The sequence below is a fragment of the Escherichia sp. E2586 genome (assembly GCF_005781105.1).
Taxonomy (GTDB): domain Bacteria; phylum Pseudomonadota; class Gammaproteobacteria; order Enterobacterales; family Enterobacteriaceae; genus Escherichia.
Window position 1 is genome coordinate 32,898 of the sequence record NZ_VATN01000004.1, and the last position, 24,074, is coordinate 56,971.

Here is a 24,074-nt window from a genome sequence, read left to right on the forward strand (position 1 = left end):
CTGATGACCAACCGTCTGGTGTTGTCCGGCACCGTGTGCAGGACTCCCCTTCGCAAGGTCAGTCCATCAGGAATTCCTCACTGCCAGTTCGTGCTTGAGCATCGTTCTGTGCAGGAGGAAGCCGGTTTTCACCGGCAGGCGTGGTGCCAAATGCCCGTTATTGTTAGCGGACACGAAAACCAGGCCATTACTCACAGTATAACGGTCGGCAGTCGCATAACCGTTCAGGGGTTCATTTCATGCCACAAGGCAAAGAACGGTCTGAGCAAAATGGTTTTGCATGCCGAGCAGATTGAATTGATAGATTCTGGAGACTAGCCATATGGCACGTTATTTCCGTCGTCGCAAGTTCTGCCGTTTCACCGCGGAAGGCGTTCAAGAGATCGACTATAAAGATATCGCTACGCTGAAAAACTACATCACCGAAAGCGGTAAGATTGTCCCAAGCCGTATCACCGGTACCCGTGCAAAATACCAGCGTCAGCTGGCTCGCGCTATCAAACGCGCTCGCTACCTGTCCCTGCTGCCGTACACTGATCGCCATCAGTAATCGGTCACGGTCCATTAATACGACTTTGAGAGGATAAGGTAATGCAAGTTATTCTGCTTGATAAAGTAGCAAACCTGGGTAGCCTGGGTGATCAGGTAAACGTTAAAGCGGGCTATGCTCGTAACTTCCTGGTACCGCAGGGTAAAGCTGTTCCAGCTACCAAGAAAAACATTGAATTCTTCGAAGCACGTCGCGCTGAACTGGAAGCTAAACTGGCTGAAGTTCTGGCAGCAGCTAATGCTCGCGCTGAGAAAATCAATGCACTGGAAACTGTTACCATCGCGTCTAAAGCTGGCGACGAAGGTAAACTGTTCGGTTCCATCGGTACTCGCGACATCGCTGACGCTGTAACTGCAGCTGGCGTTGAAGTGGCTAAGAGCGAAGTTCGTCTGCCGAACGGCGTTCTGCGTACCACTGGCGAACACGAAGTGAGCTTCCAGGTTCACAGCGAAGTATTCGCGAAAGTGATCGTAAACGTAGTAGCTGAATAATTCGTTATTCAACGAGACGTAAAAACGCCGACCTTGTGTCGGCGTTTTGCTTTTAGTGATAAAAACCTCAGAAACAGCTGTTCCCTTCATAAAGTTCTCTTACTATTCCTTTTATAAAAAATTCTCAGGACCCATACCTGGCCCCCAGCCTCGCCGCTGGTAGCTCGTGTCATGTTTTTTTACGCGGAAAACATGACAAAAGCATCAATACAGCGTCTCCCTTGTAAGATAATAAAAACAATAATTTAGGTGCAAATGCGCTGTTATTTTATTGTTTTTTTAGATAAAAAGATAAAATATTATCGCTTCTATGGGGCTGATTGCTTGATGTGCAAAGTAAAAGATCGTTTAACCAAAAAAATGCTAATATTATGGTTATTATTGTCGTAAAAAGATAAAATATTATCACTATGGGTAAAAAAACAGCACCGTTACTCCCTTATACGAATCAGATGCTTAGTGAATTTGGTGAGCGGCTGAAACTTGCTCGTTTACGACGCAGGCTTACCGCAAAGCAAGTTGCTGAACGTGCCGGGATGTCGCCAATAACATTGCGTTCTCTGGAGTCAGGAAGTGCAGGGGTCACGATAGGGGCATATTTGTCTGTGATGCAGGTTTTGGGTCTGGAAACGGATTTAAATAAGCTTGCAGCTGAAGACGACTTAGGGCGTCAGCTCCAGGATTCCCGTTTGATTAAAAAAAGAGGGCTTGCTCGTTCATCCGGTAAGAATGACGAAGGGATTCAGACAGCCTCATTTCAGACGAAACGCGAGAAAGAAGGTCATCTCACCACGGATTTAACAGCGCTGGCAAAAGACTCAACGCCAACTAATCCAGGGGAAACGTCCACCTCTCTTGCTGCACTATTACAACCGATAAAAAAACCGATAAAAGGAAATTAATTATGGCATTAATCGGAGTGTATGCGGATTGGGAAGGCGCTTGCAGATCCTGCACTTAATTTTATTCAGTTAGATCCTGAAATAATGTTGTATGAGGGAGCACAGTACCCAATTCCTCCTAAGGATAAATTTGGTGCATTTAGTGATTCCTGCCCGGATCGTTGGGGACGCATGCTAATGAAGCGGCGTTTTGAGAGGGATATCCGAGACGGATTATTTGATAAAGACTCCCAACTTTATGAGTCTGATTATTTATTAGGTGTACATGATCTTTACCGGGTTGGGGCTCTTCGATATAAACTTGAAGACACTGGAGATTTTCTTGATAACCGCATTGATGTTGCAGCCCCACCATTTACCGAAATAGCGAGTCTGGAAAGAGCTAGCCAGGCAATTGAAGAAGATCCTGATAATAGAGAACTCATGGGGCAAAAATGGTTAAGAATGCTAATCGCTCCGGGGGGATCATTAGGAGGGGCACGTCCGAAAGCCAGTGTTGTTGATGAAGCAGGACATCTCTACATCGCTAAATTTCCCAGTGTAAAAGATGAGTATGATGTTGGTGGATGGGAAATGGTCGTTAATGCACTTGATTTGGAATTAGCTCGAGAAGTTGCGGAGTATTTTCGACTTGGTTTGACAGAAGCAGATGACATTATTGCTAATTTTAGAGGAATTGTCAGTCAGTGGCGAACCATTGCCGAGCGTCTTAGATTACCTGGTCGTGAACAAGAGTTAATGGCAGAGGCGTTCAGGGCGTCAATTTAGAATAGTTATTTCGATATATTCGATGAGGGCCGCAATAAGCAGCCCTATTAAGATAATTACTTCGTCGCCTGAATGTCGGCCAGCATTGGGGCAAGGGCAGGGTTATCCTTAGCGAAGTTTGCGTACATTGGCTGTACTTTCTCGATAAACGGAGCTTTATCAACCTGGTAGACTTTCACGCCCATTTTATCCAGTTTCGCAAATTCTTGTTTCTCTTCTTCGCTCCACAAGTCTTTCATGTAGCTCATTGATTCTTTAGATGCTTTTAATATAGCAGCCTGATTTTCCGGGCTAAGTTTATCAAACGCAGCATTGCTCATCAGAACCACATCGGGAACCATAGTGTGTTCGTCAAGGCTGAAGGATTTTGCCACTTCACCGTGACGCATGGTGGTCAGCGCCATCACACTGTTTTCCGCCATATCGACCACGCCCTGCTGTAAGGCTGTATACAGCTCGCCGTAATCCAGTGGCGTCGGGTTACCGCCCATGACTTTGATCATTTCAACTGCGCCAGGACTTGGCTGGACACGGACTTTCATGCCTTTCAGATCGTCTGGTTTCAGTACCGGTTTATTGCCGTAGAAGCTGCGGGCGCCTCCATCATAAAAAGTCAGCCCGAAATAACCTTTGCTTTTCGTTGAGTCGAGGATTTTTCTCCCGATATCGCCCTGCATCACCTGATAATAATGATCACGATCGCGGAACAAATAAGGCAGGCTAAATAATTTATAAGAATTTTCAAATGCTTCCATTTCTGCCGCATTGGTTTTTACCAGCGGAATAGCGCCAGAACGAATCAGCTCCATTGTTTCTCGTTGAGTACCCAATGTTCCATTTGGATAAATACGAATAGTAATATCACCGTTAGAGTACTCTTTGCTCTTTTTCGCAAAGAACTCCATCGCTTTATGAACAGGATGAGACTTATCCTGATTATGACTCAGTTTTAATGTCACTGCCCAGGACTGGCTTGCGGATAACATAAGAACAGCACCAATAATGCCAGCGGATACTTTTATTTTCATAGATGTTCCTTTTCTAATAAATATGGCGGCAGGTGCCGCCAGTGAATGCATATCAGTAGCCCAGTGCTCTTGGCAATGCCATACTGATTTGCGGAATATAGGTCACCATTGCCAGCACCAATACCATCACGGCATAGAATGGCAGCATAGGTTTGATAATTTTATTAATCGGTAATTTAGATACACTACAACCGACAAATAACACACTGCCTACAGGCGGAGTACAAATACCGATACACATGTTCAGTACCATGACAATACCAAAGTGAATCGGGTCCATGCCCAGTTCGGTGACAACCGGTAAAAATATCGGCGTAAAAATCAGTACCGCTGGCGTCATATCCATAAATGTGCCAATGATCAACAAGATAATATTGATAATAAGCAGGATTACTATTGGATTATCAGAAATGGTATTGAGCAAATCGAGGATCAGGAAGGGTACGTCAGCGTTGGACATAGCCCATGACATGCCCATTGAAGAACCGATCAATAACAAAACAATTGCGGTGGTAATGACGGATTCCAGAAATATTTTAGGCAAATCTTTAACTGAGATTTCACGATAAAGAACCAGCGCAAGGAAAAGGGTATAAATTACCGCAATTGCCGAAGCCTCTGTCGGGGTAAAAACACCGCTTAGTACACCGCCCATAATTAACACAATCAGGAAAATACTGGGGATCGCCATCCATATAGCCACTCCAGCCTGGCGTAAAGTTGGGCGTTCTGGTTTGGGGTATCCGCGACGTACCGCGATAATACCGGCGACGACCATCAGCGCCAGGCCCAGTAAAATTCCCGGAACATACCCTGCCAGGAACAGTGCAGCAATAGACGTACCGCCGCTGACCAGTGAATAGACGATCAACGTATTGCTTGGTGGAATAAGTAAACCAGTAGGAGCAGAAGCAACGTTAACCGCAGTGCTGAATGCCGGGTCGTAGCCTTCTTTAACCTGTTGCGGATGCATGACACCGCCCATCGCCGCCGCCGAAGCAACGGCTGAACCAGAAATTGCCCCGAACAGCATATTGGCAAGAATATTACAGTGAGCAAGTGAGCCTGGCAGACGACCGCCAAGAATTCGCGCAAAGTTAATTAGCCTTCGTGCTATTCCTCCATGATTCATAATGTTGCCAGACAAGATAAAAAATGGGATTGCCAACAACGTAAAACTATCTAACCCGGAGGCTAACTTTTGGGAAACCACACTCAATGCTGAGTTGAAATCGAGTTGTGTGGAAATTGATGCCAGTGTCGATAAACCAATGGCATAAACAATAGGTACACCTAATGCCAACATAAAAAAGAAGGCACCAAATAACACAATAATCGGTAACCAGTAATCCATAATTTCTCCATTCCTACTATGGTTGGTTGTTGTTTATTATCTTTAGCGTGGTTGTTTAAGTTCTGTTAAAACCATATCTATGGTGTATATAATAATAAGTACACCACTAATCGGGATGCTCATATAGATATATCCCATCTGCCAACCTAAAGCGGGTGAGGTTTGACCTGAATCGAATGTGTCCATAGTTAATAGCCCACCACCATATACCATAATGATGGTGGCGAAGATAATAACGATAGTCTGAATACACAAAAATAAATGACGCCGTGCTTTTCCTTTCAGCATCATAGGAAGCAGGTCAATCGCCAGGTGCCGGTTCTGCCCCGCGGTATAGGCACCACCAAAAAGGCCAAGACAAATAAAAAGCAAACGACTGAGCTCATCCGTAAATATACTGGGGCTTTTAAATATAAATCGTGCTACCACCTGCCATGTCACACATGCCACAATGATCGCCAAAATGGTAATATTCAATGTTGCAAGCAGAGCATTAATAGATCTAATTATATTTCGCATAGTGATTAACCTTTGCAATATCATTCATCCTGTGGCTGGTAAATTGTCCCATTAAGAAAACCAGGCCAGTTTTTTTCAAACCAAATGCCGCGGATAATGGGAAACTCACGAACAGGTGCTTTTCTGACGTGAAAGATACCATTGCAATAATGAATAAGTAGCTTATCTTTTTTATCCTCAGTACGCTCTGAACGAAAGTGCCAAGCATCACAAAAACCATTTCGTGTTTGCGGAATCGAATTTCCATCTCCGTCGAGAATAATACGAGCCCCACGGCTACCACCATCGGCATCAATATAATGCGTCAACTGTGTCAATACGGCAGCAGAGGTCAGCGCCATATGCCGCCACATAAACAGCTCGGCAACTTCGCCCACATGTTTGATAGCCAATCCATGCTGTTGGACAAATTCGTTCAATAGCAGGGCATCACGAGTGGCACGTCGGACTTTATCGGCATGGCAAATAAACCCCGCATGATCAGACATTCGTGCCTGAATTTTTTCCTTAACCAATGACAATGGCATCCCGGTCCCGTTATCGTGCGCCTGAGTAATGATCTCTCTTATGGACGCCAGGGCCGGAGCGGTCAGTTGTGCAATATCTCCATCAACAGACTGCTTCTGCGTGCAACCAATAAAGCGTGCCAGGCGCACAGCAAAAACCTGCCCGGCATTCAGCGCCGCGCCGCCGGGGCGAGTGACGCCGTGCGTACCAGCAACTTCCCCCACGGCAAAACAGCCGGGGAGGGTGGTTTGCCCCCAGATATCTACCGCAATACCGCCATTCATGTGCTGATTATTCATGGCAAACTGCAATGGCTGCGTGGTGAGATCGTAGCCGTGCATCTTGTACAGCGAGATAGACAGCGGATTCATTCGTTGCAGGCGTTCGATGGGCGATTGCGCCAGGGCGCCGTTGTTTTCAAGATATGCGCGAACGTCGTCGTCCAATCGATCCAATGAGAACGGCAAATCACCAGGCACCGCTTCAGGATTGCGATTGAAATCCATAAATACCTGGCGACCTGATTGCTGCTCTTGCGCCACCGCCATATCTAACAAGCTGGAGCCAAAATCCATTACCCGCGTGGCGTGAAACGGCCACTGATAACCTTTACGGAAGATGTTTGAAGCCAGTTCCTGGGTGGTGCGATAGTAATCTGCAAGGAAGTTATACTCGTTGCCCTCAGCATCCACAGAATAGATATACGGGATCACCTGCACATAGGTGCCGGATAAATTCCACGGAAACGTGCTGCGTGGCGTGCCTATACCAAACTGGCTTTCTGTCAGATTGGTTAGCGTCAGACCTTCTTCCAGGGCCAGTCCCAGCGAGCCGAAGCATTTATGTGGATAAACACTGTCGCGATAAAGCTCGCCCGGTCCGCCCGTTGCCAGTACCACATTGGGCGTAGTCACAATGGCCAGCCCCCAGGGGTTATGGGCGCGGGAACCGGTTGCGAGAATAGCCCCCGCAACGCGATCTTCGCCATTCTCTCCGCACTGATGCAGGAGCTTAATCACCGTTGCACTGGTCAACATTGGGATGGCGAGGCGCTGCACTTCCTCCAGCAATACTTTTACCATCAGGCGAGATGTCCGCGGTCCACAGGAGGTTGCGCGTCCGGCTTCGTCATGGTCGGTTTGATAACGGAGAATTGCGCCATAGCGATCTTCCGGTAATTCCAGACCAAGATATTGCAGACCGCCGAGGGTATGCAGGGAACCGACCGCCTCGACATAAGCGGTGTCGTGATCCATTGCGCCACCGCTCGCTAGTGCTTCCGCCAGTTTGGCGAAGTTGTCACCATTGCCCGCAGTAGCGGCGGTAAACAGTGTTTGTTTATCAGAACCGGAACACGCTGACGTCCCCATATATAACCCGGCGGTCGCGATCAGTACATTTTGCTGGCGACGTTTCAGCTCAACTGCCGCACGTAATCCTGCTGCGCCGCTACCAACGACCAGCGCATCAACTTGCCAGATCGGGTAATCAACATCCTCAACGGTGACAATTGACGTTGGTTCTGCTGACACAAACCCCTTCGGGAAAGTGACGTGCGTCAGCGAATCGAGGATGGCGTCATCAAGCTGGCTCATGCATCCTCCATTGGCGTAAACAGGCTGCTTTCCATCAGACGTGGTTGCCTGATAATCGGGCGGAAGGCCATGAACGGCAGAATGTCGCGCTCAATCTCCACACCCGGCGCGATCTCAATTAATTCAACGCCTTCTGCCGTTAACTGGAATACCACGCGTTCGGTGATATACAGCACCTCCTGACCGCTTTGCTGTGCGTAGGCGGCGCTAAAGGTAATTTTTTCCACCTGAGTAACCAGTTTGGGGATCTGACCTGACTGGGTGATATGCAGGCCATCTGGCGTTACATCGATTTTGCTGCCTTTGGCGTCAAACGTGCCGCAGAACACCACTTTTCGGGCGTTTTGTGCAATTTCGAGGAAGCCGCCGGGGCCGATCAGATTGCCGTTGAGATGCGAAACGTTGACGTTGCCGTGCTGATCCATCTCACCCATGCCGAGGAAAGTGATATCGATACCGCCGCCGCTGTAGAATTCGAATTGATCCAGCGAAGGGATAATGGCGTCGGCGTTACGGGCGCAGCCAAAAAACGCGTCATCCAGCATCATGCCGTTATGTACGCCTTGCTCAACACTTAGCCACAAACTTTGATAAGGCACGCCTTCACGCAGCGCAACGCCAGGAATACCGCCCGGAATACCAAAGCCAAAGTTGGTTGAAGCACCAGCTACCAGTTCACGTGCTGCCCGACGGGCAATCAGACGACGTACCGGATGACTAACCAGTTCAATAGCGTCGTTAGAACTCAGACGGCGATGTTGACCGCTAATTGTCAGGTCGTAACCACCAAGATAGGTTTGCGGTTGTTCGCGGTGTTCAACGATGCCATCGACCAGAATCCCCGGAAGCTTGACTCTACGTGGTTCAAGCGCGCCTGCTTCCAGTACATCGCGCACCTGTACGAACACTTTGCCGCCGCTGTTGTGTGCTGCCAGCGCCATCGAATAGCTATCCATATCAATCGCTTCTTCTTCGAGGCTGACGTTGCCACGCGGATCGGCATAAGTGCCGCGCAAAATGGCATAGTCCACTTTGAAAGGGCGATAGCGGAGTTTGGTTTCACCATCAATTTCGATCAGTTCTACCAGATCATCGGTGGTGCAAGCGTTTGACTTCCCGCCGCCATTACGCGGATCAACAAACGATCCCAACCCTACGTGGGTAAAAAGTCCCGGACGTCCGGCGCCGATCTCCCGCAGCAGAGCCTGAATTACGCCGCCCGGGAAGCAGTAGGCTTCAATGGCATTGTTTTTCACCAGTTCCTGCATTTTGGGCGACCAGGTAAAGTGTCCGGCAATTATGCGTTTGAGCATTTCGGCATGAGCGAAGCGATTGGTACCTTTGCTGTCGCGATCGCCAATACCCAGCGAGTGGATTAATGTCAGATCGCGCGGGTGTCCGGTTTGCAGGAAACGAGCTTCAATGGCTGCCAGAATATGGTCAGCTTCCACCATGCCGCCGCCGTTACCGCTAATGGCAATGGTTGCGCCGTCCTGAATTTGCGCCGCCAGTGCCTCGGCGGTTGTTATCTTACGCATACAATTTCCTTATTGATTGTGGAAGCTCACGCTACTTTTTTCGGCAAACGCGCGCGTCGCCTGCTGGCAATCCTGAGTGGCGGACATTAACCCTGCCAGTAACTGGTGCGAGTAATCGGCGTGTTTATTTTCCAGCGCCAGAATCAGTTGCTTAATATGCGCCAGTGCCACCGGACCACATTTTTCCAGCTGCGCTAACTGATTCGCCATCCAGCTTTCTACCTGTTCTTTTTCCACCACTTCATCAATTAAATTCGCCGCCTGGGCTTCATGTGCCGTCAGACGTTTCCCCAGCATCAGCATCTGGCGACCAACCACCGGGCCAACCTGATTAAGCACGCGCTCAATGCCCATCCAGCCTGGCACCATGCCGAGGAGCACTTCAGGATTAGAGAATTTCGCGTGGGGGCGAGCGATACGAATATCACAGCACAAGGCGAGTTCAATCCCACCGCCAATGGTATGACCGTTGAGATTCGCGACGGTTAATTGGGGTAAATTGCGCAGACGATTAAAAACGTCATTACCGCGTTTAATCCATTTTCTGCCCATATCTAATGGCGAATAGGCTGACCACGATTTAATATCGCCGCCTGCACAAAAGAATTTATCGCCGGTAGCAGTTAATTCGACTAATCGTAATGTGGTGTCGTTTTCAATTTCATTTAAATAATGATCGAGAGATTCGATCATTTCTTCATTAATAGCATGACATTTATCTTCACGGTTCAATGTCAGGCGGCAGGTAGCCGCCGCTCTGCTGAACAGAACGGGTTGGTCACTCATGTTCATTCCTTAACAATAATGCGCGATGCGATCGACGCTAATATCCAGCGTGCTGTTAATATCTTTCTGCCACCAGTACGGCGAGAATATTTCCAGTTCAATAGCGCCATTAAATCCGGCGTTTTCAACCAGCCGACGGATTGACGGAATATTGATGACGCCATCTCCCGGCATTCCCCGATCATTGACCAGATCGGTGGTTGGTACTAACCAGTCGGAAACATGAAACGCGAGAATGCGTTTTCCGGCACGCAGGATTTGGCTGGCGAGCTCCGGATCCCACCAAACGTGGTAGACATCTACCGCGACGCCGAGGCCAAATTCGCCATCGGGATCGAGTTCATCACACCAGTCCAGCGCCTGGCGTAACGTGCACAAACAGGAACGATCGGCTGCGGTCATCGGGTGCAGCGGTTCCAGCGCAATCGGCACGCCGACCTCTTTCGAATGCGGTAGTAACTGGCGAATCCCTTGTTTCACCTGTTCCCGCGCCTCATACAGATCTTTTGTACCCGTTGGCAGTCCACCAACCACCTGCATATAACAGGCGGCGTTAAGCACGGCGGCGTCGTCCAGCGCCCGGCGGTTATCATCAATCGCTAGTTTGCGTTCCGCCAGCGTCGGTGCGGTGTAGTAAGTGCTACGGCACAAACCGGAAACGCTCATGTTACTGGCGGCGAGTTGGCGGGCGATCTGCTGGAGATCTTCGCCCTGCAATTCTCTGCGCCAGGGGGCTATTGCGCCAATACCGCGCGCGGCGCAAGCGTCAATAATGGCGGGCAGCGGCGTTTTATAACCCAGCGTCGCGGTATTAATGCTGAATAAATCAGGGCGTTGTAACAGATCTCTCATGATTCAGCCTCAGAAGCGCGGCATACTTAAGCCGCCGTCGATGGCGACCGCCTGACCACAGGTGTAAATCAGTTTGCCTTCCGCCATCGCGCGGACGGTGGAAGCGATATCAGCCGGATAACCCCAACGTCCCCACGGCACCAGACCTTTGGCAATCAATTCGTCGTAATAGGCGGTTGCAGGAATGGTCATATCGGTTTTTATTAGGCCAGGGCGCACTTCATAGACGCCAATTTGTTCGTTGCAAAGGCGAGCGGCAAACAGACGAGCAGCGGCAGAAACGGCGGTTTTGGCAATGGTGTATTCGCCGCGATTCATCGCCAGCATGATGGCGTTTATGGAACTGACAAAAATAATCGAACGGTGCGGCAGCTCCGCTTCCGGCTTCGGCTGTGCGAGCAGACGTTTACTGAATGCCTGAGCGAGGAAGAACGGTGCGCGGGTATTGATGGCAATGTTTTGGTCGAAACTGTCTGGTTCGAGATCGAGGAGGTCACCGCGCTTTTTCACTGAAATCCCTGCGTTGTTGAGCAGACAGTCCAGACGCCCCCACTGGTTTTGCGCCGCGTCGAGCATCTCTTCATGTAGGGAGAGATCGCCGACATCGGCAGGGAAGCAAATGACTTCCACGCCTTCTGCCATACATTCTTGTTGTGTGATATGCAGTTTTTCTACGCTGTCGGCATCAGGGCGATCGTTAATCAGCAGGTTAAACCCGCCACGAGCAAGTTCCAGCGCACAACCCTTTCCAATACCACGTGCAGCGCCAGTGATGACAGCAACAGGACGAGTGGATTTCATAGGTTAATCCTCTTTTTTTGAATATTGTTTCCTTAAGTGATGGTTAGCTTGCAACTAGTTAGCAAAAAGATCAACCATCTGGTTGGTTGATCTGCGATAATGATCACAGGACATTTGATAACTCGATGAAAGACAATGTTTTGCCTTTTTGCTGTCGCTGAGATCAAATACGGTTATGATAGCCATCACGAAGAAGACGTGGGGAAGCGGAATGTATCTTGATACCAGTCACGCGCAAAACCTGAAGGAAAAATTGTTGTTATGCGCAGTCAATGAATTTGCCGAATATGGCTACGAAGGGGCCAGAGTCGATAATATTGTGAAGGCCGCAGGGTGCAGTAAACAGACGGTTTATCACCACTTCGGGAACAAAGAAAATTTATTTATTGAAGTTCTGGAATATACCTGGAATGATATTCGGCAAAAAGAAAGATCCCTTGATGTTTCTGGCCTTCCGCCACAAAAAGCCATAGAGGAAATTATCGATTTCACCTGGGATTATTATATATCTAATCCCTGGTTTCTAAAGATCGTGCATAGCGAAAACCAAAGTAAAGGTGTGCATTATGCGAAATCACAGCGCCTCCAGGATATTAACCACGCGCACTTGCAGTTAATGGAGTCATTATTGGCTGAAGGGAAGAAACGTAATATTTTTAAGCCAGATATCGACCCGCTGCAGGTGAATATTAATATTGCTGCACTCGGGGGATATTATTTGATAAACCAGCATACACTTGGCCTGGTTTATCACATCAGTATGGTTTCACCGCAGGCGCTGGAAGCCAGACGTAAGGTCATCAAAGAAACGGTCCTTAGCTGGCTTCTGATTGACCCTTCAGCTATCGAGCGCGAATAAAACTGCCATCCGGCTGGCGGGTAAACAAGACTTGTTGATTATTCCCCGTATCAATGGTTAAGCCCGTCACCACGCCGCTGGCGTTCTGGCGGATTTTCACTATCTGCCCGTTTTGCAAATTACTTAATGGTTTACCTGCGCCTTCTACCTGTGCCATTGCGTATACATCGGTAGGAGGCAGACCGTGGTCGCGGAACAGTTGTGCCATCGTTTTACCGGCTTCAACACGATAAGAGCGCCATTGATTGTCAATGCCGCTATCTGGCTGGAAAGGTTGCGCTTGCGTAGTTTGCTGCTCTTCCGGTTGACCTTCCTGTATTGGTTCTGGAGCGACCGGGGCAACTTGATCCGGATCGTTTTGCGGCGTAACTAGCTGCGCCCGAAGTTGTTCTTCTGTCGGCGGCTGAGATTGCGACTGAATATCCAGCTGCGCTTCACGCGTCACGACGGGGGAGTCGGGCGCATCCTCAGACGGAAGCAGAAAACCGACCACCAAAATAATGGCGGCAATAATAATCCCCCGACGATGCATCGGTGGTAGCGGATCCATGAAGCGAAAGTTGTCTGGCGCGTGCCAGACCTTCTCCAGGGTTGGTTTTAGTTCAAAGCGCCCGGGCATGGTTTCCTCCTGCTCCGCGTCTTGTTCCTCAATCATAGCCTATGAATAAGCTAACGCTATGATGTCCGTGGTAAACCCGCCTCTATTATATTCATACGGGATATTGCTATTGTTTCTTTTTCCCCGGGATTTGTCATCACTCTCGCGACAAAGTTTTACCCAAGGAAGTGTGGCTGATATGCTGCCCGTTACTTTATACCCTGAGGAAGGAAATACGATGACCACCCCAACTTTTGACACCATCGAAGCGCAAGCAAGCTACGGCATTGGTTTGCAGGTAGGGCAACAACTGAGTGAATCTGGTCTGGAAGGGCTGCTGCCAGAAGCGCTGGTTGCAGGTATTGCCGACGCGCTGGAAGGCAAACATCCGGCTGTTCCGGTTGATGTGGTGCACCGCGCGCTGCGTGAAATCCATGAACGTGCCGATGCTGTTCGTCGTCAGCGTTTCCAGTCGATGGCTGCTGAAGGTGTGAAATATCTTGAAGAAAACGCTAAAAAAGAAGGCGTGAACAGCACTGAATCCGGCCTGCAATTCCGCGTGATCAACCAGGGCGAAGGCGCAATTCCTGCCCGTACCGACCGCGTCCGCGTTCATTACACCGGTAAATTGATCGACGGCACTGTATTTGACAGCTCTGTTGCCCGTGGCGAACCGGCTGAATTCCCGGTGAACGGCGTGATCCCTGGCTGGATTGAAGCACTGACTCTGATGCCAGTAGGTTCTAAGTGGGAACTGACTATCCCGCAGGAACTGGCCTATGGCGAGCGCGGCGCTGGCGCGTCCATCCCTCCGTTCAGCACCCTGGTGTTTGAAGTCGAGCTGCTGGAAATCCTCTAAACAGCGTATTCTGTTCCCCTCGAGCCAGAGGGGAGCAGGCATTTAGCAATAAACCCTTCAGTTTGCCAATAGGCGATATTTTGTGTTGCAAACACTCCGTAAGCGTGTATTTTTGTGAGCTGTTTCGCGTTATCACCGTGATATGACACTCACTTTAAACATAAAATTAACATTAGATCTAAATCTTAGTATTCATCCCACGTATTGTTTCCTAATATCGATGAGTCCCGATACAGATTCGTCGTATCATAGACTGACTAAAGGCCGCAGAGCCTGAACAACACAGACAGGAAGAAAAAACATGGTAGATCAGGTAAAAGTCGTTGCCGATGATCAGGCTCCGGCTGAACAGTCGCTACGGCGCAATCTCACAAACCGGCATATTCAGCTTATTGCCATTGGCGGCGCCATTGGTACGGGGTTGTTTATGGGATCCGGTAAAACAATCAGTCTTGCCGGGCCGTCGATCATTTTCGTTTATATGATCATCGGTTTTATGCTCTTTTTCGTGATGCGGGCAATGGGGGAATTGTTGCTTTCGAATCTGGAATACAAATCTTTTAGTGACTTCGCTTCCGATTTATTAGGGCCGTGGGCAGGATATTTCACTGGCTGGACTTATTGGTTCTGCTGGGTGGTTACCGGTATGGCGGACGTGGTTGCCATAACGGCTTATGCGCAGTTCTGGTTTCCGGGGCTATCTGACTGGGTCGCCTCGCTGGCGGTTATTGTGCTGTTGCTGACCCTGAACCTCGCCACCGTGAAAATGTTCGGTGAGATGGAGTTCTGGTTTGCGATGATCAAAATCGTCGCCATCGTGTCGTTGATTATCGTCGGCCTGGTCATGGTGATGATGCACTTCCAGTCTCCGACCGGTGTGGAAGCGTCATTTGCGCATTTGTGGAATGACGGCGGCTGGTTCCCGAAAGGCTTAAGCGGCTTCTTTGCCGGATTCCAGATAGCGGTTTTCGCTTTCGTGGGGATTGAGCTGGTAGGTACTACTGCTGCGGAAACCAAAGATCCAGAGAAATCACTGCCGCGCGCAATTAACTCTATTCCGATCCGCATCATTATGTTCTACGTCTTCGCGCTGATTGTGATTATGTCCGTGACGCCGTGGAGTTCGGTAGTCCCGGATAAAAGCCCGTTTGTTGAACTGTTCGTGTTGGTGGGGCTGCCTGCTGCTGCCAGCGTGATCAACTTTGTGGTGCTGACGTCTGCGGCTTCTTCCGCTAACAGCGGCGTATTCTCTACTAGTCGCATGCTGTTTGGTCTGGCGCAGGAAGGTGTTGCGCCGAAAGCGTTCGCTAAACTCTCTAAACGCGCAGTACCAGCGAAAGGGCTGACCTTCTCTTGTATCTGTCTGCTCGGCGGCGTGGTGATGTTGTACGTGAATCCAAGCGTGATTGGCGCGTTCACGATGATCACGACTGTTTCCGCGATTCTGTTTATGTTTGTCTGGACGATTATCCTTTGCTCATACCTTGTGTATCGCAAACAGCGTCCGCACCTGCATGAGAAGTCAATCTACAAGATGCCGCTCGGCAAGCTGATGTGCTGGGTATGTATGGCGTTCTTTGTGTTCGTCATCGTGCTGCTGACGCTGGAAGATGACACCCGCCAGGCGCTACTGGTTACCCCACTGTGGTTTATCGCGCTGGGGCTGGGCTGGCTGTTTATTGGTAAAAAACGCATGGCGAAGTAATGCCGCTAAGGCACCTGCGGGTGTCTTTCAGGCTGCAAAATTGCCTGATGCGCTACGCTTATCAGGCCTACAGAACCTCTGCAATATATTGAATTTGCGTGATTTTGTAGGCCGGATAAGGCGTTTACGCCGCATCCGGCATGAACAAAGCACACTTTGTCAGCAATCTCCTTTGTCTTTATACATTCCTAAAAATACTTCCTGTCATCGACAGCTCTCAGGCGCGGGCTTACCGTGGATCTTTGCCACTCATTGCAGAGTTCACTATGGCTAAGCACAGTTGGTTATTAATCGCCGCATTACCTCTCTCCATTTCACCTTCCTGGGGCGCAGATTTTTATTACCGCCAGCAGGAGAAAAGCACGGTTTATGTTGCCGAACAGAAGGGGGAAAAAGATGAGATCCTCTCCAAATTGCCGGACGTTAATTTTTCCCGCCTCTGGCGCATTGCCAATTTAGCCAATAAACAAGAAACCCGTTTACTGTCCGATTTTAATCCCGATAAGTTCGATTGCGATGATGAGGGGGATTGCCAGCATACCTGGCTCACCGATGGACGTTCTGTCCTTTGGGCAGGCAAAGTCCTGAAAAATCCATCCGGTGAACCTAATGTCGATGCCGCCAGTTTCCAGGCATTCGGTGCTTTCGCTGCTGATAAACGCAGCGTCTATTTTGACGGTCAGCGTACCGATGATAATAGCGGTGATAAGCAGGTAGATATGTCAACTCTGGAAGAGACGGACATCTGGAATTTACTGCGTGATAAAAATAGTCTCTGGCATAAGGGGCGCTGGTTGGGAGGCACTGACGGGTTTCAAATCGTGCGGCATGATTCATCCCTGCAATTTGTTGTGCTGACAAATTCGCAGGTGATTGTTAATGGCAAGCCGCTGCCCGCCGATCGCAAAACCTTTCAGATTAAACGTTGGATGCCTGGCGAACGGTTGGTTTATCGCGATAAAAGCGGTGAGCATGACTATGAGCTGGAGGATACCAGCTATCGCTGTGCACCTTTTAATATTGGTCTGAATAACGTGTCCTGGCTCAAACATAAAGCCACTCCAGCGGGCAGTGAGTGTATTTATGAAACGCTGGCGGGAGTTGATCCGGAATATTTTTATCTATTTGTTCGGAATACCGGTTTATATAAGAACCAAATTTATAAAGTCACAACCAACGCCCTGGGCGAAGGGGAGTTGATTAATCTCAAGCCAGAGGATCTCTCCGACTCACTTGAAGCAGGTGGTAGTTGGGGATTAACTAACACGTTTATATCAACAGACGGGCAGCTTTACACTCAACAAGCGACTGGAATTGGGAAAGAGCACGCCCAACAAGGTGAATGGCTGCGTTATAACTTAGGTAAGGGAGGTTGGTCATCGGTGAAGCAACCCCCGAGCGGTCTTAAACCCTTATTTAAATAACCTCTTCACGCTAACAGCTTCAGGATGACGCTATGTTGCCAATTAAACCCTTTTGTCTCGCACTGGCTTTATTTTCAACCTCCTCACTAGCCTGCTCCGGTGTGCCTACTGCTGTGTTTTATTACCAGCCGTGGGGGCAAGGCACAAAATATATCGTTGAAGATAGCGACGGTTACGGACTCTATTTCCCGGATATTCATATACCACAGGTGAAGTTCAAACAACTGCGCCGTGTATCTGACGGCACTGATGATGAATATGATTCTCCTGATGATATCAATAATGATTTTGTGCGGGTGGATGGTGGCGCTTATATCAGAACCAACGGTGGTTGGCGTTTCGACTGGTTGACTGATGGCCGCCATATTTTATGGGCAGGGAAAATAGTTCAGAACCCGCCGGGAATACCGAAAGTCGATGCCGCAACATTCCGCGCATGGGGGCGTTTTGCTGCCGATAAAGACAGCCTCTATTTTGATGGCGAACGCACGGATGATAATCACGGCGAAAAGCAGGTCGATATGGATTCGCTGCAACAGGTGGGAGGGAGGATGAATTCAATTGATTCCGCGGATGTGCTGAAAGATCGTCGCAATCTTTACTTTCAGGGGCGCTGGTTAGGTAGTGCGCAAGGGTATTCTATTCTTGACATTAAACCCTGGACACGTCGTCCCATTATTTATTCACCTAATAGCTGCGAAAGCAAAAGTAATCCGGGACCCTGGGATACAATCTGGCGGACTAAATCGCAGGTCTTTGTGAATGGAGATGCCATCAACGCCGATCCGGATACCTTTCATATTGTGCGCTGGATAGCCGGTTCACTGCTGATTTATCGCGATAAAGACGGGGAGAAACGTTATGCGTTCGGTAAAAATTGCCGGAGTACGTTTGACCTGCAGCGGGATAAAGTAACATGGTTGACGCGTGATGCTTCCCGGCGTGCCAATGACTGCCGGGTTGCGACTATTCCTGATGTTGATCCGGAATATTTTCGCCCGCTGACGGAGAATGTGGCGCAATATAAAGATTCGCTCTATCTGGTGAAATATATATCTGCAGTCGAAAAAACGCTGTCGGTCATACATTTACCAGGCCCACAACAAGAATTACAGGAAGGTGCTAATGTTGTAGGGAACAAAGTTTATTTCATTGCGAGCGATGATGTGACTATTTTTGATATCAATGGGCAATGGCAGTGGTATAAAAGCTCCGATGGCACACCATTAAATTATTTAGCACATGACGATCGCTATACGTATTTTATTAATGGAGACACGGTTGAGCATTTTGAACTGAAAGGCCAATGGACCTGGTTTAAAGACGCTAATGGTCGATTATCAGATACCTTTGCTCATGATGACCATTATATTTATTACGTAGGCGATGGGCTGGTTCGTGATGCGAAGCGGCGTAATGAGACTCGACAACTCAATGCGGCGCATCTTGATAAAAATGGCAGTCTGCTTACCGTTGAAGGCAGATACACCAGTTACAACAATGAATTACTTCCATTGAATGACTGAATCACTTAATAATCAACGATCCTGCTCATGTCAGGATCGTTGATCGAACAAATCACTCACCCGCCAGCGCGCGCGGGAACAGTACATTGTTTTCCAGACTGATGTGCTCCATCAGGTCATCAATCAGTTCATTAATGCCGTTATACATCGCTTTCCAGGTGGTGCAGGCTTCCGGCGGCGGTGTGACGTTATTGGTGGTGTGTTTAATCACTTCCAGCAGTTCACCCGCTTCATCGTGCTCGCTTTCCATCACGCTGATTGGCCCCATTGCCTGGCTGCCCATGCCTTGTTTGATCATCGGGAAGAGGATCTGCTCTTCTTTCATCATGTGGCTGGAAAGCTCTTCATGCAGCATGGTCAGGTATTTTGTCAGCCCTTTTGGCACGCTCGGTTTGTCAGCGTGAACGCGCTCGACTTTGGTTGCTTGCAGGATCAGCTCCGGCAGCTGCTCGCGGTGGCGATCGTGGTAGCGCACGATGATATGGTCGATGATTTCCGCCAGCGGCGCGCTACGCCAGTCTTTCTCAATCGGTTGTTCAGCAAGCTTTGCCAGCTCGGCCTCAATGACGTCAACATCCAGCTCTTTACGTGCCGCAGCACGAGCCAGCGTCTGCTTACCGCCACAGCAGTAATCCATATCATATTGACGAAACAGAGCCGAAGCGCGAGGAATAGAGAGCGCCAGTTCACCTAAAGGTTGGTCGCGATAAGCCATAGCTGATACCTCATTCTTAATAATATAAGATGTATTTTAAATGCATCTTTAAGGCAAAAGCTATAACCCTTACGTAGCAGAGGCTTATTTAACTCACTGCCAGCATGTCAACTTTCTGAGACAGATTCAGTTAAAGGCTTTTCCGGTTTTGCTCTGACTGCAATGACCACGCCAACCACTAACAGCGCGATACCGCTCAGCGTCATCAGCGGTGGAATTTGTTGGCGTAGCAAAAAGGTGTACAGCAAACCTGCCAGCGTTTCGAAAACAATCAGCGGCCCGAGAATCACTGTCGGTAATCGCTGGCTGGCGACGTTCCAGCAGAGTGCACCGACCCATGAGCAAAGTACGGCAATGGCAATCATCAGACTAATAAACACCAGCGGACGGGGGCCAAAGGGTAGGGAGAAGTCCGGCGTTTGGGCATTCAGCCAGTAACAAGCGACGAGATAGCCGATGAGAGAAACCGGCAGTGTGACCAGTGCCTGGGCCGTCGCCCACATCATTGGATGTTTGTCTGGGTTTTCCCGCAGCCAGCGGGCGTTGCGCAGGGCATACCACGCCCAACAGACTACAGAGACTGACGCCAGCACGATGCCTGAGGTATAACGAGCCCAGTCAAAATCGGGGAGTCCGTGGTTTAACTCAGCAATATTCACACACGCCAGGCCGATGCCAATACAAACCAGTGCCGGGGCGAGTTTTCCCCACGCGAGTTTGCCGTCGCGCTGGCTATAAAGCAGATTGGCGAAGACAGGAATAACTACCGGCAGAGTTCCGATAATCATCGTGGAAACAGGCGCGCCGGTACGTTGAATGGCACTGGCGAGACAGAAGTAATAGATGAGGTTGCCCATCATGGTGAGCATTAGTGCGGTAAGCCAGTCGCGACGCGCCAACTGACGCAGACGCACGCGTCCCAGCCAGGCAATGGGCAGCGCAATTAACCCTAACGCCAGATAACGCCCCATCGACTGCAACATCGCCGGGTATTCTGGCACGATCAACGGCCCGACAAAAATAAGCCCCCACATCAACCCTGCTAACAGGGCGTACAGCACGCCGCTAATCATCACTGGCATCCATTGGTCTGTCAGAAGAAATATTCAGGGAACAGACGTGGTCGTTCCCCGCATCCCGTCATTATCAGAGAGGATGCGGGAGGATGCCACTTTAATTAACTAGTTATTAACATTAAAAAGATGGCTTACGCTTTCGGCTAGCGTTGTCGTTGGGCGGCCAATTAATTTGCTAAGCGTTTTGCTGTCATCAAACAGACCGCCTTTCGATGCGCCAACGTCAGAATCCGCCAGCATATCCGCCAGTCCGCCAGGCAGTCCGACGCTTTTCAGTGCCGCGGCGAAATCGGCTTCGCTCAGGTTTTGATAGGTAACCTGTTTGCCGCTCTGTTTGGTCAGCTCTGCCGCTAACTGTGTCAACGTCCAGGCACTATCGCCCGCCAGTTCATAAATTTTGCCTTCGTGGCCTGTTTCGCTCATTACGCGCGCCGCAGCCGCCGCATAATCTGCGCGCATGGCTGAGGCAATTTTGCCATCGCCCGCGGCACCGATAAATACGCCGTGCTCCAGTGCTGCCGGGGCGCTGGCGAGGTAGTTTTCGGTGTACCAGCCGTTGCGCAGCAAGGTATAAGCGATGCCTGAATCAGCCAGCATTTTCTCCGTCTCGATGTGCTCATCGGCGAGGCCGAGCGGTGAGGTATCTGCATGTAGCAGGCTGGTATAAGCGATAAATTTCACGCCAGCCGCTTTTGCGGCATTAATAACATTACGATGCTGCGGGGCACGTTGACCCACTTCGCTGGAAGAGATCAGCAGCAGTTTTTTCACTCCCTGAAGTGCAGATGTCAGTGCGGCTTCATCGCCGTAGTCAGCCTGGCGCACGGTAATGCCTTGTGCTGTCAGAGCCTGTGCTTTTGCCGGATTACGAACGATAGCCACTATTTGGCTGGCAGAAACCGTTTTCATCAAGGATTCAATAATATAGTGACCAAGTTGGCCAGTGGAACCAGTAATAGCGATCATGGGAAGTCTCCATCGTTTTGTCTTGTGTTTAAATACGCTAACACCTAAACTTACTTTTAGTAAGTACGTACAAAAAGGTAAGTATGAGATGAGTCAGGTTAGCCTGTCGCAACAACTGAAAGAGGGAAATCTCTTTGCTGAACAGTGCCCTTCGCGCGAGGTGTTGAAACACGTCACCAGCCGTTGGGGGGTATTGATTCTGGTGGCGCTACGCGAAGGTACTCATCGCTTTAGCGACCTGCGGCGCAAAATCGGCGGGGTGAGTGAAAAGATGCTTGCGCAGTCGTTACAGGCGTTAGAGCAGGATGGTTTTCTTAACCGTATCGCGTATCCGGTGGTGCCGCCGCATGTGGAATATAGCCTCACGCCGCTGGGCGAGCAGGTGAGCGAAAAGGTTGCTGCACTGGCGGACTGGATTGAGTTGAATTTGCCCGAGGTGTTGGCGGTGCGGGATGAACGTGCGGCATAACAGCCGGATGCGCTGCGCTTCTACGGCCTACGGTTCATAGCTTGTAAGGCGGATAAGGTGCGTCAGCATCGCATCCGCCAGGAAGAGCCGGATGCGCTGCGCTTATCCGGCCTACGGTTCATAGCTTGTAGGGCGGATAAGATGCGTCAGTATCGCATCCGACAATAAATGCCGGATGCGGTTGATGATTTGTAGGCCGAAAATGAAGTGTTTTACTTACTCAAATCCACCTGATAAATCGCAAAGCCGATATCATCGGTCGCGACTTTATTCATCGGATACTGCCCTTTCTCTTTAATAAATGCTGCGGCTTTATCTGACGGGGAAGTTTCGAAACGGATATCCAGTTTCTTATCGCCAGCAATCGGCGCTAGACGCCAGTTGTTATCTGCCGCCGGGTGGATTTCTCCCGCACGTTTAGACTCTTCAGCAATCCACGCTGCCAGTACCGAACGGTTCTCATCCGGTGAAGCAAAGGCAATATGGCTATCACCTGTTCCGGCAAATTTGCCGCCGTAAGCGCGATAGTTATTGGTGGCAACGAGGAACATGGCGTTCGGATCAATGGGTTTACCGTTAAAGGTCAGGTTCTTAATCCGCTCTGCATTGGCATTAACCACCTGACATTCGCCGTCATAGCGGGCGGGCTGGGTAACATCAATCTGATAATTCACGCCATCAATCACATCAAAGTTATAGGTACGGAAACCATCCCAGTTGATGAGTGACTGTGGTTGAGTGCTGTTGGGGTCTATCTGATTAAACTGCCCGGCGGAGCACTCCAGCCACTCTTTCACCTCTTTACCGCTGGCTTTCACCACGATAAGCGTATTGGGATAGAGATAGAGATCGGCGGCATTACGGAAGGTCAACTGGCCTTTTTCCACTTCGACATAGCTGGCAGGGTCGTTCTTACGCCCACCGACTTTAAACGGCGCGGCAGCAGAGAGCACCGGCAGTTTTGCCAGGTCCGGATCGCCCTGAATGTAATGTTCGACATACGCTTTTTGCGCGTTGTTCACCACCTGCACGGTCGGATCATCCTGCACCAGCGCCAGATAGCTATACATATTGTCGGCAGATTTACCGATCGGTTTGCTGACAAACTGGCGTGTGGCGTCGTGATCGACCTTTAGCGTTTCTACCAGTTGACTGTCTTCCGCCGCGAGAGATTTTTTATTGGTGATATCGTAAATAGGCCGTGCTTCGGCTTTGGCCTGCGTCACCTGCCATTTCCCGCTGTCATTATTGAGTTGCAGATCAACCACGCCCAGATGATCGCCCCACATGCCAGGCATTACCGCCGGAACGCCGTTCAGCGTACCTTTGGCAATATCCGCGCCTTTAATATCGGCAAAATCTTTACTCGGGAAGACGGCGTGAGCATGGCCAAACATAATGGCGTCAACGCCCGGAATTTCACTGAGATAATAAACTGAGTTTTCCGCCATCACTTTATACGGATCGGCAGACAAACCAGAATGCGCCAGGACGACAACAACATCGGCCCCTTTCTCGCGCATTTCTGGTACGAACTTGCGCACTGTTTCAGTAATATCGTTAACGGTGACTTTGCCGGATAAATTGGCTTTATCCCAGCTCATAATCTGCGGTGGCACGACGCCAATGTAGCCAATTTTCAGCGTCTGTTTTTTCCCGTCTTTATCGACCACTTCGGTGTCTTTAATTAAATACGGCGTAAACATCGGCTGTTTGGTCTTAGCGTCAATGACGTTGGCGTTTATATAAGGGAATTTCGCCCCTGCCAGCGCATTTTTCAGGTAATCCAGACCGTAGTTAAATTCATGATTGCCGAGTGTGCCGACCGTATAATCCAGCGTATTCAGCGCCTTATAAACCGGATGAACATCACCTGCTTTTAATCCTTTCGCCGACATGTAATCTGCCAGCGGACTCCCCTGAATCAAATCGCCGTTATCGACCAGCACGCTGTTTTTCACTTCATTACGCGCGCCATTAATCAGACTCGCAGTACGAACCAGTCCGAATTTTTCTGTGGCGGAGTCTTTGTAATAATCGAAATCCATCATATTGCTATGCAAATCAGAGGTTTCCATTATGCGGAGATCGACTGTTGCCGCATTCACACTGGCGGCAATCAGCGTAGCAAGGAGCGTTGCACTAAACTTAACCATCTGGGCATCCTTTTATGAATGAGTAGATGA

24 protein-coding genes and 1 pseudogene are annotated in these 24,074 nt (G+C 49.5%); 11 read left to right on the plus strand and 14 right to left on the minus strand.

Annotated features, from left to right (window positions below):
• The first annotated feature begins 3 nt into the window (after positions 1-3).
• The 5 genes from priB to FEK50_RS24295 all read left to right on the plus strand — a co-directional run bounded on the left by priB (position 4) and on the right by FEK50_RS24295 (position 2,711).
• Positions 4-318, plus strand: coding sequence for a primosomal replication protein N (gene priB / locus FEK50_RS03315; protein WP_001296681.1), 315 nt, complete (start codon positions 4-6; stop codon positions 316-318).
• 4 nt (positions 319-322) lie between these two features.
• On the plus strand, positions 323-550 hold the full coding sequence (gene rpsR, locus FEK50_RS03320) for a 30S ribosomal protein S18 (RefSeq protein ID WP_000135199.1): 228 nt from the start codon (positions 323-325) through the stop codon (positions 548-550).
• Positions 551-591: 41 nt separating this feature from the next.
• On the plus strand, positions 592-1,041 hold the full coding sequence (rplI, locus tag FEK50_RS03325) for a 50S ribosomal protein L9 (protein ID WP_001196062.1): 450 nt from the start codon (positions 592-594) through the stop codon (positions 1,039-1,041).
• Positions 1,042-1,451: 410 nt separating this feature from the next.
• Positions 1,452-1,943 (plus strand): helix-turn-helix transcriptional regulator, encoded by a 492-nt coding sequence (locus FEK50_RS03335; protein WP_130206011.1) that lies wholly within the window; start codon positions 1,452-1,454, stop codon positions 1,941-1,943.
• A gap of 21 nt (positions 1,944-1,964) precedes the next feature.
• Entirely contained in the window at positions 1,965-2,711 is a 747-nt protein-coding gene (locus FEK50_RS24295; RefSeq protein ID WP_240780249.1) for a HipA domain-containing protein, read from the plus strand.
• 56 nt (positions 2,712-2,767) lie between these two features.
• Here the strand turns inward: FEK50_RS24295 and FEK50_RS03350 are convergent, their stop codons facing one another.
• Genes FEK50_RS03350 through FEK50_RS03385 form a run of 8 tightly spaced genes read right to left on the minus strand, consistent with a single transcriptional unit; the run spans position 2,768 to position 11,691 of the window.
• The gene (locus FEK50_RS03350) at positions 2,768-3,739 is read right to left on the minus strand and encodes a TRAP transporter substrate-binding protein (RefSeq protein ID WP_130206015.1); all 972 of its coding nucleotides are present in this window, start codon (positions 3,737-3,739) and stop codon (positions 2,768-2,770) included.
• A gap of 52 nt (positions 3,740-3,791) precedes the next feature.
• Entirely contained in the window at positions 3,792-5,093 is a 1,302-nt protein-coding gene (locus FEK50_RS03355) for a TRAP transporter large permease (RefSeq protein WP_130206017.1), read from the minus strand.
• A 42-nt stretch (positions 5,094-5,135) separates the two neighbouring features.
• Positions 5,136-5,612: a TRAP transporter small permease gene (locus FEK50_RS03360; RefSeq protein ID WP_130259525.1), complete on the minus strand. Its 477-nt coding sequence runs from the start codon at positions 5,610-5,612 to the stop codon at positions 5,136-5,138.
• Between the two features lie 20 nt (positions 5,613-5,632).
• Positions 5,633-7,714, minus strand: a complete 2,082-nt coding sequence (locus FEK50_RS03365) for an FAD-binding protein (RefSeq protein WP_131161335.1) — start codon at positions 7,712-7,714, stop codon at positions 5,633-5,635.
• Entirely contained in the window at positions 7,711-9,252 is a 1,542-nt protein-coding gene (locus tag FEK50_RS03370) for a CoA-transferase (protein WP_131161334.1), read from the minus strand. Before FEK50_RS03370 ends, FEK50_RS03365 begins: the two co-directional genes overlap by 4 nt.
• 9 nt (positions 9,253-9,261) lie before the next feature.
• Positions 9,262-10,038 carry an enoyl-CoA hydratase/isomerase family protein gene (locus FEK50_RS03375; RefSeq protein ID WP_131161333.1) on the minus strand — a complete coding sequence of 259 codons (777 nt, stop codon included), beginning with the start codon at positions 10,036-10,038 and terminating at the stop codon, positions 9,262-9,264.
• A gap of 9 nt (positions 10,039-10,047) precedes the next feature.
• Positions 10,048-10,890, minus strand: a complete 843-nt coding sequence (locus tag FEK50_RS03380) for a sugar phosphate isomerase/epimerase family protein (RefSeq protein WP_130206027.1) — start codon at positions 10,888-10,890, stop codon at positions 10,048-10,050.
• Between the two features lie 9 nt (positions 10,891-10,899).
• A complete protein-coding gene (locus tag FEK50_RS03385) occupies positions 10,900-11,691 on the minus strand; it encodes a 3-ketoacyl-ACP reductase (RefSeq protein ID WP_130216695.1) in 792 nt (263 codons plus the stop codon).
• A 211-nt stretch (positions 11,692-11,902) separates the two neighbouring features.
• On the opposite strand from FEK50_RS03385, the gene FEK50_RS03390 reads away from it, so the two are divergent.
• The gene (locus tag FEK50_RS03390) at positions 11,903-12,550 is read left to right on the plus strand and encodes a TetR/AcrR family transcriptional regulator (protein WP_130206029.1); all 648 of its coding nucleotides are present in this window, start codon (positions 11,903-11,905) and stop codon (positions 12,548-12,550) included.
• On the opposite strand, the gene ytfB is transcribed toward FEK50_RS03390, so the two are convergent.
• Entirely contained in the window at positions 12,534-13,169 is a 636-nt protein-coding gene (gene ytfB, locus FEK50_RS03395) for a cell division protein YtfB (protein ID WP_130259529.1), read from the minus strand. The genes FEK50_RS03390 and ytfB overlap by 17 nt on opposite strands.
• 217 nt (positions 13,170-13,386) lie before the next feature.
• On the opposite strand from ytfB, the gene fklB reads away from it, so the two are divergent.
• Positions 13,387-14,007 carry an FKBP-type peptidyl-prolyl cis-trans isomerase gene (gene fklB, locus FEK50_RS03400; protein ID WP_064525832.1) on the plus strand — a complete coding sequence of 207 codons (621 nt, stop codon included), beginning with the start codon at positions 13,387-13,389 and terminating at the stop codon, positions 14,005-14,007.
• A gap of 301 nt (positions 14,008-14,308) precedes the next feature.
• The gene (gene cycA / locus FEK50_RS03405) at positions 14,309-15,712 is read left to right on the plus strand and encodes a D-serine/D-alanine/glycine transporter (RefSeq protein WP_130206033.1); all 1,404 of its coding nucleotides are present in this window, start codon (positions 14,309-14,311) and stop codon (positions 15,710-15,712) included.
• A gap of 41 nt (positions 15,713-15,753) precedes the next feature.
• On the opposite strand, the pseudogene FEK50_RS24690 reads toward cycA, so the two are convergent.
• Positions 15,754-15,852: pseudogene (locus tag FEK50_RS24690) on the minus strand (hypothetical protein); the annotation flags it as partial.
• Between the two features lie 126 nt (positions 15,853-15,978).
• Between FEK50_RS24690 and FEK50_RS03410 the strand changes: the two are divergent.
• Together FEK50_RS03410 and FEK50_RS03415 are read left to right on the plus strand one after the other, a co-directional pair.
• Positions 15,979-17,136, plus strand: a complete 1,158-nt coding sequence (locus FEK50_RS03410) for a hypothetical protein (protein WP_130206102.1) — start codon at positions 15,979-15,981, stop codon at positions 17,134-17,136.
• A gap of 32 nt (positions 17,137-17,168) precedes the next feature.
• On the plus strand, positions 17,169-18,662 hold the full coding sequence (locus tag FEK50_RS03415) for a hypothetical protein (RefSeq protein ID WP_131161332.1): 1,494 nt from the start codon (positions 17,169-17,171) through the stop codon (positions 18,660-18,662).
• Between the two features lie 52 nt (positions 18,663-18,714).
• On the opposite strand, the gene ytfE is transcribed toward FEK50_RS03415, so the two are convergent.
• The 3 genes from ytfE to qorB all read right to left on the minus strand — a co-directional run bounded on the left by ytfE (position 18,715) and on the right by qorB (position 21,419).
• Positions 18,715-19,377: an iron-sulfur cluster repair protein YtfE gene (gene ytfE, locus FEK50_RS03420; RefSeq protein ID WP_130206037.1), complete on the minus strand. Its 663-nt coding sequence runs from the start codon at positions 19,375-19,377 to the stop codon at positions 18,715-18,717.
• Between the two features lie 107 nt (positions 19,378-19,484).
• Positions 19,485-20,450, minus strand: a complete 966-nt coding sequence (locus FEK50_RS03425; protein WP_131161393.1) for a DMT family transporter — start codon at positions 20,448-20,450, stop codon at positions 19,485-19,487.
• Between the two features lie 108 nt (positions 20,451-20,558).
• Positions 20,559-21,419, minus strand: coding sequence for an NAD(P)H:quinone oxidoreductase (gene qorB / locus FEK50_RS03430; protein ID WP_131161331.1), 861 nt, complete (start codon positions 21,417-21,419; stop codon positions 20,559-20,561).
• An 88-nt stretch (positions 21,420-21,507) separates the two neighbouring features.
• Between qorB and FEK50_RS03435 the strand changes: the two genes are divergently transcribed.
• Positions 21,508-21,888: a helix-turn-helix domain-containing protein gene (locus FEK50_RS03435; RefSeq protein WP_000084622.1), complete on the plus strand. Its 381-nt coding sequence runs from the start codon at positions 21,508-21,510 to the stop codon at positions 21,886-21,888.
• 212 nt (positions 21,889-22,100) lie between these two features.
• Here FEK50_RS03435 and cpdB read toward each other — a convergent pair whose 3' ends face one another.
• Positions 22,101-24,044 (minus strand): 2',3'-cyclic-nucleotide 2'-phosphodiesterase, encoded by a 1,944-nt coding sequence (gene cpdB, locus FEK50_RS03440; RefSeq protein WP_131161330.1) that lies wholly within the window; start codon positions 24,042-24,044, stop codon positions 22,101-22,103.
• Between the last annotated feature and the right edge of the window lie 30 nt (positions 24,045-24,074).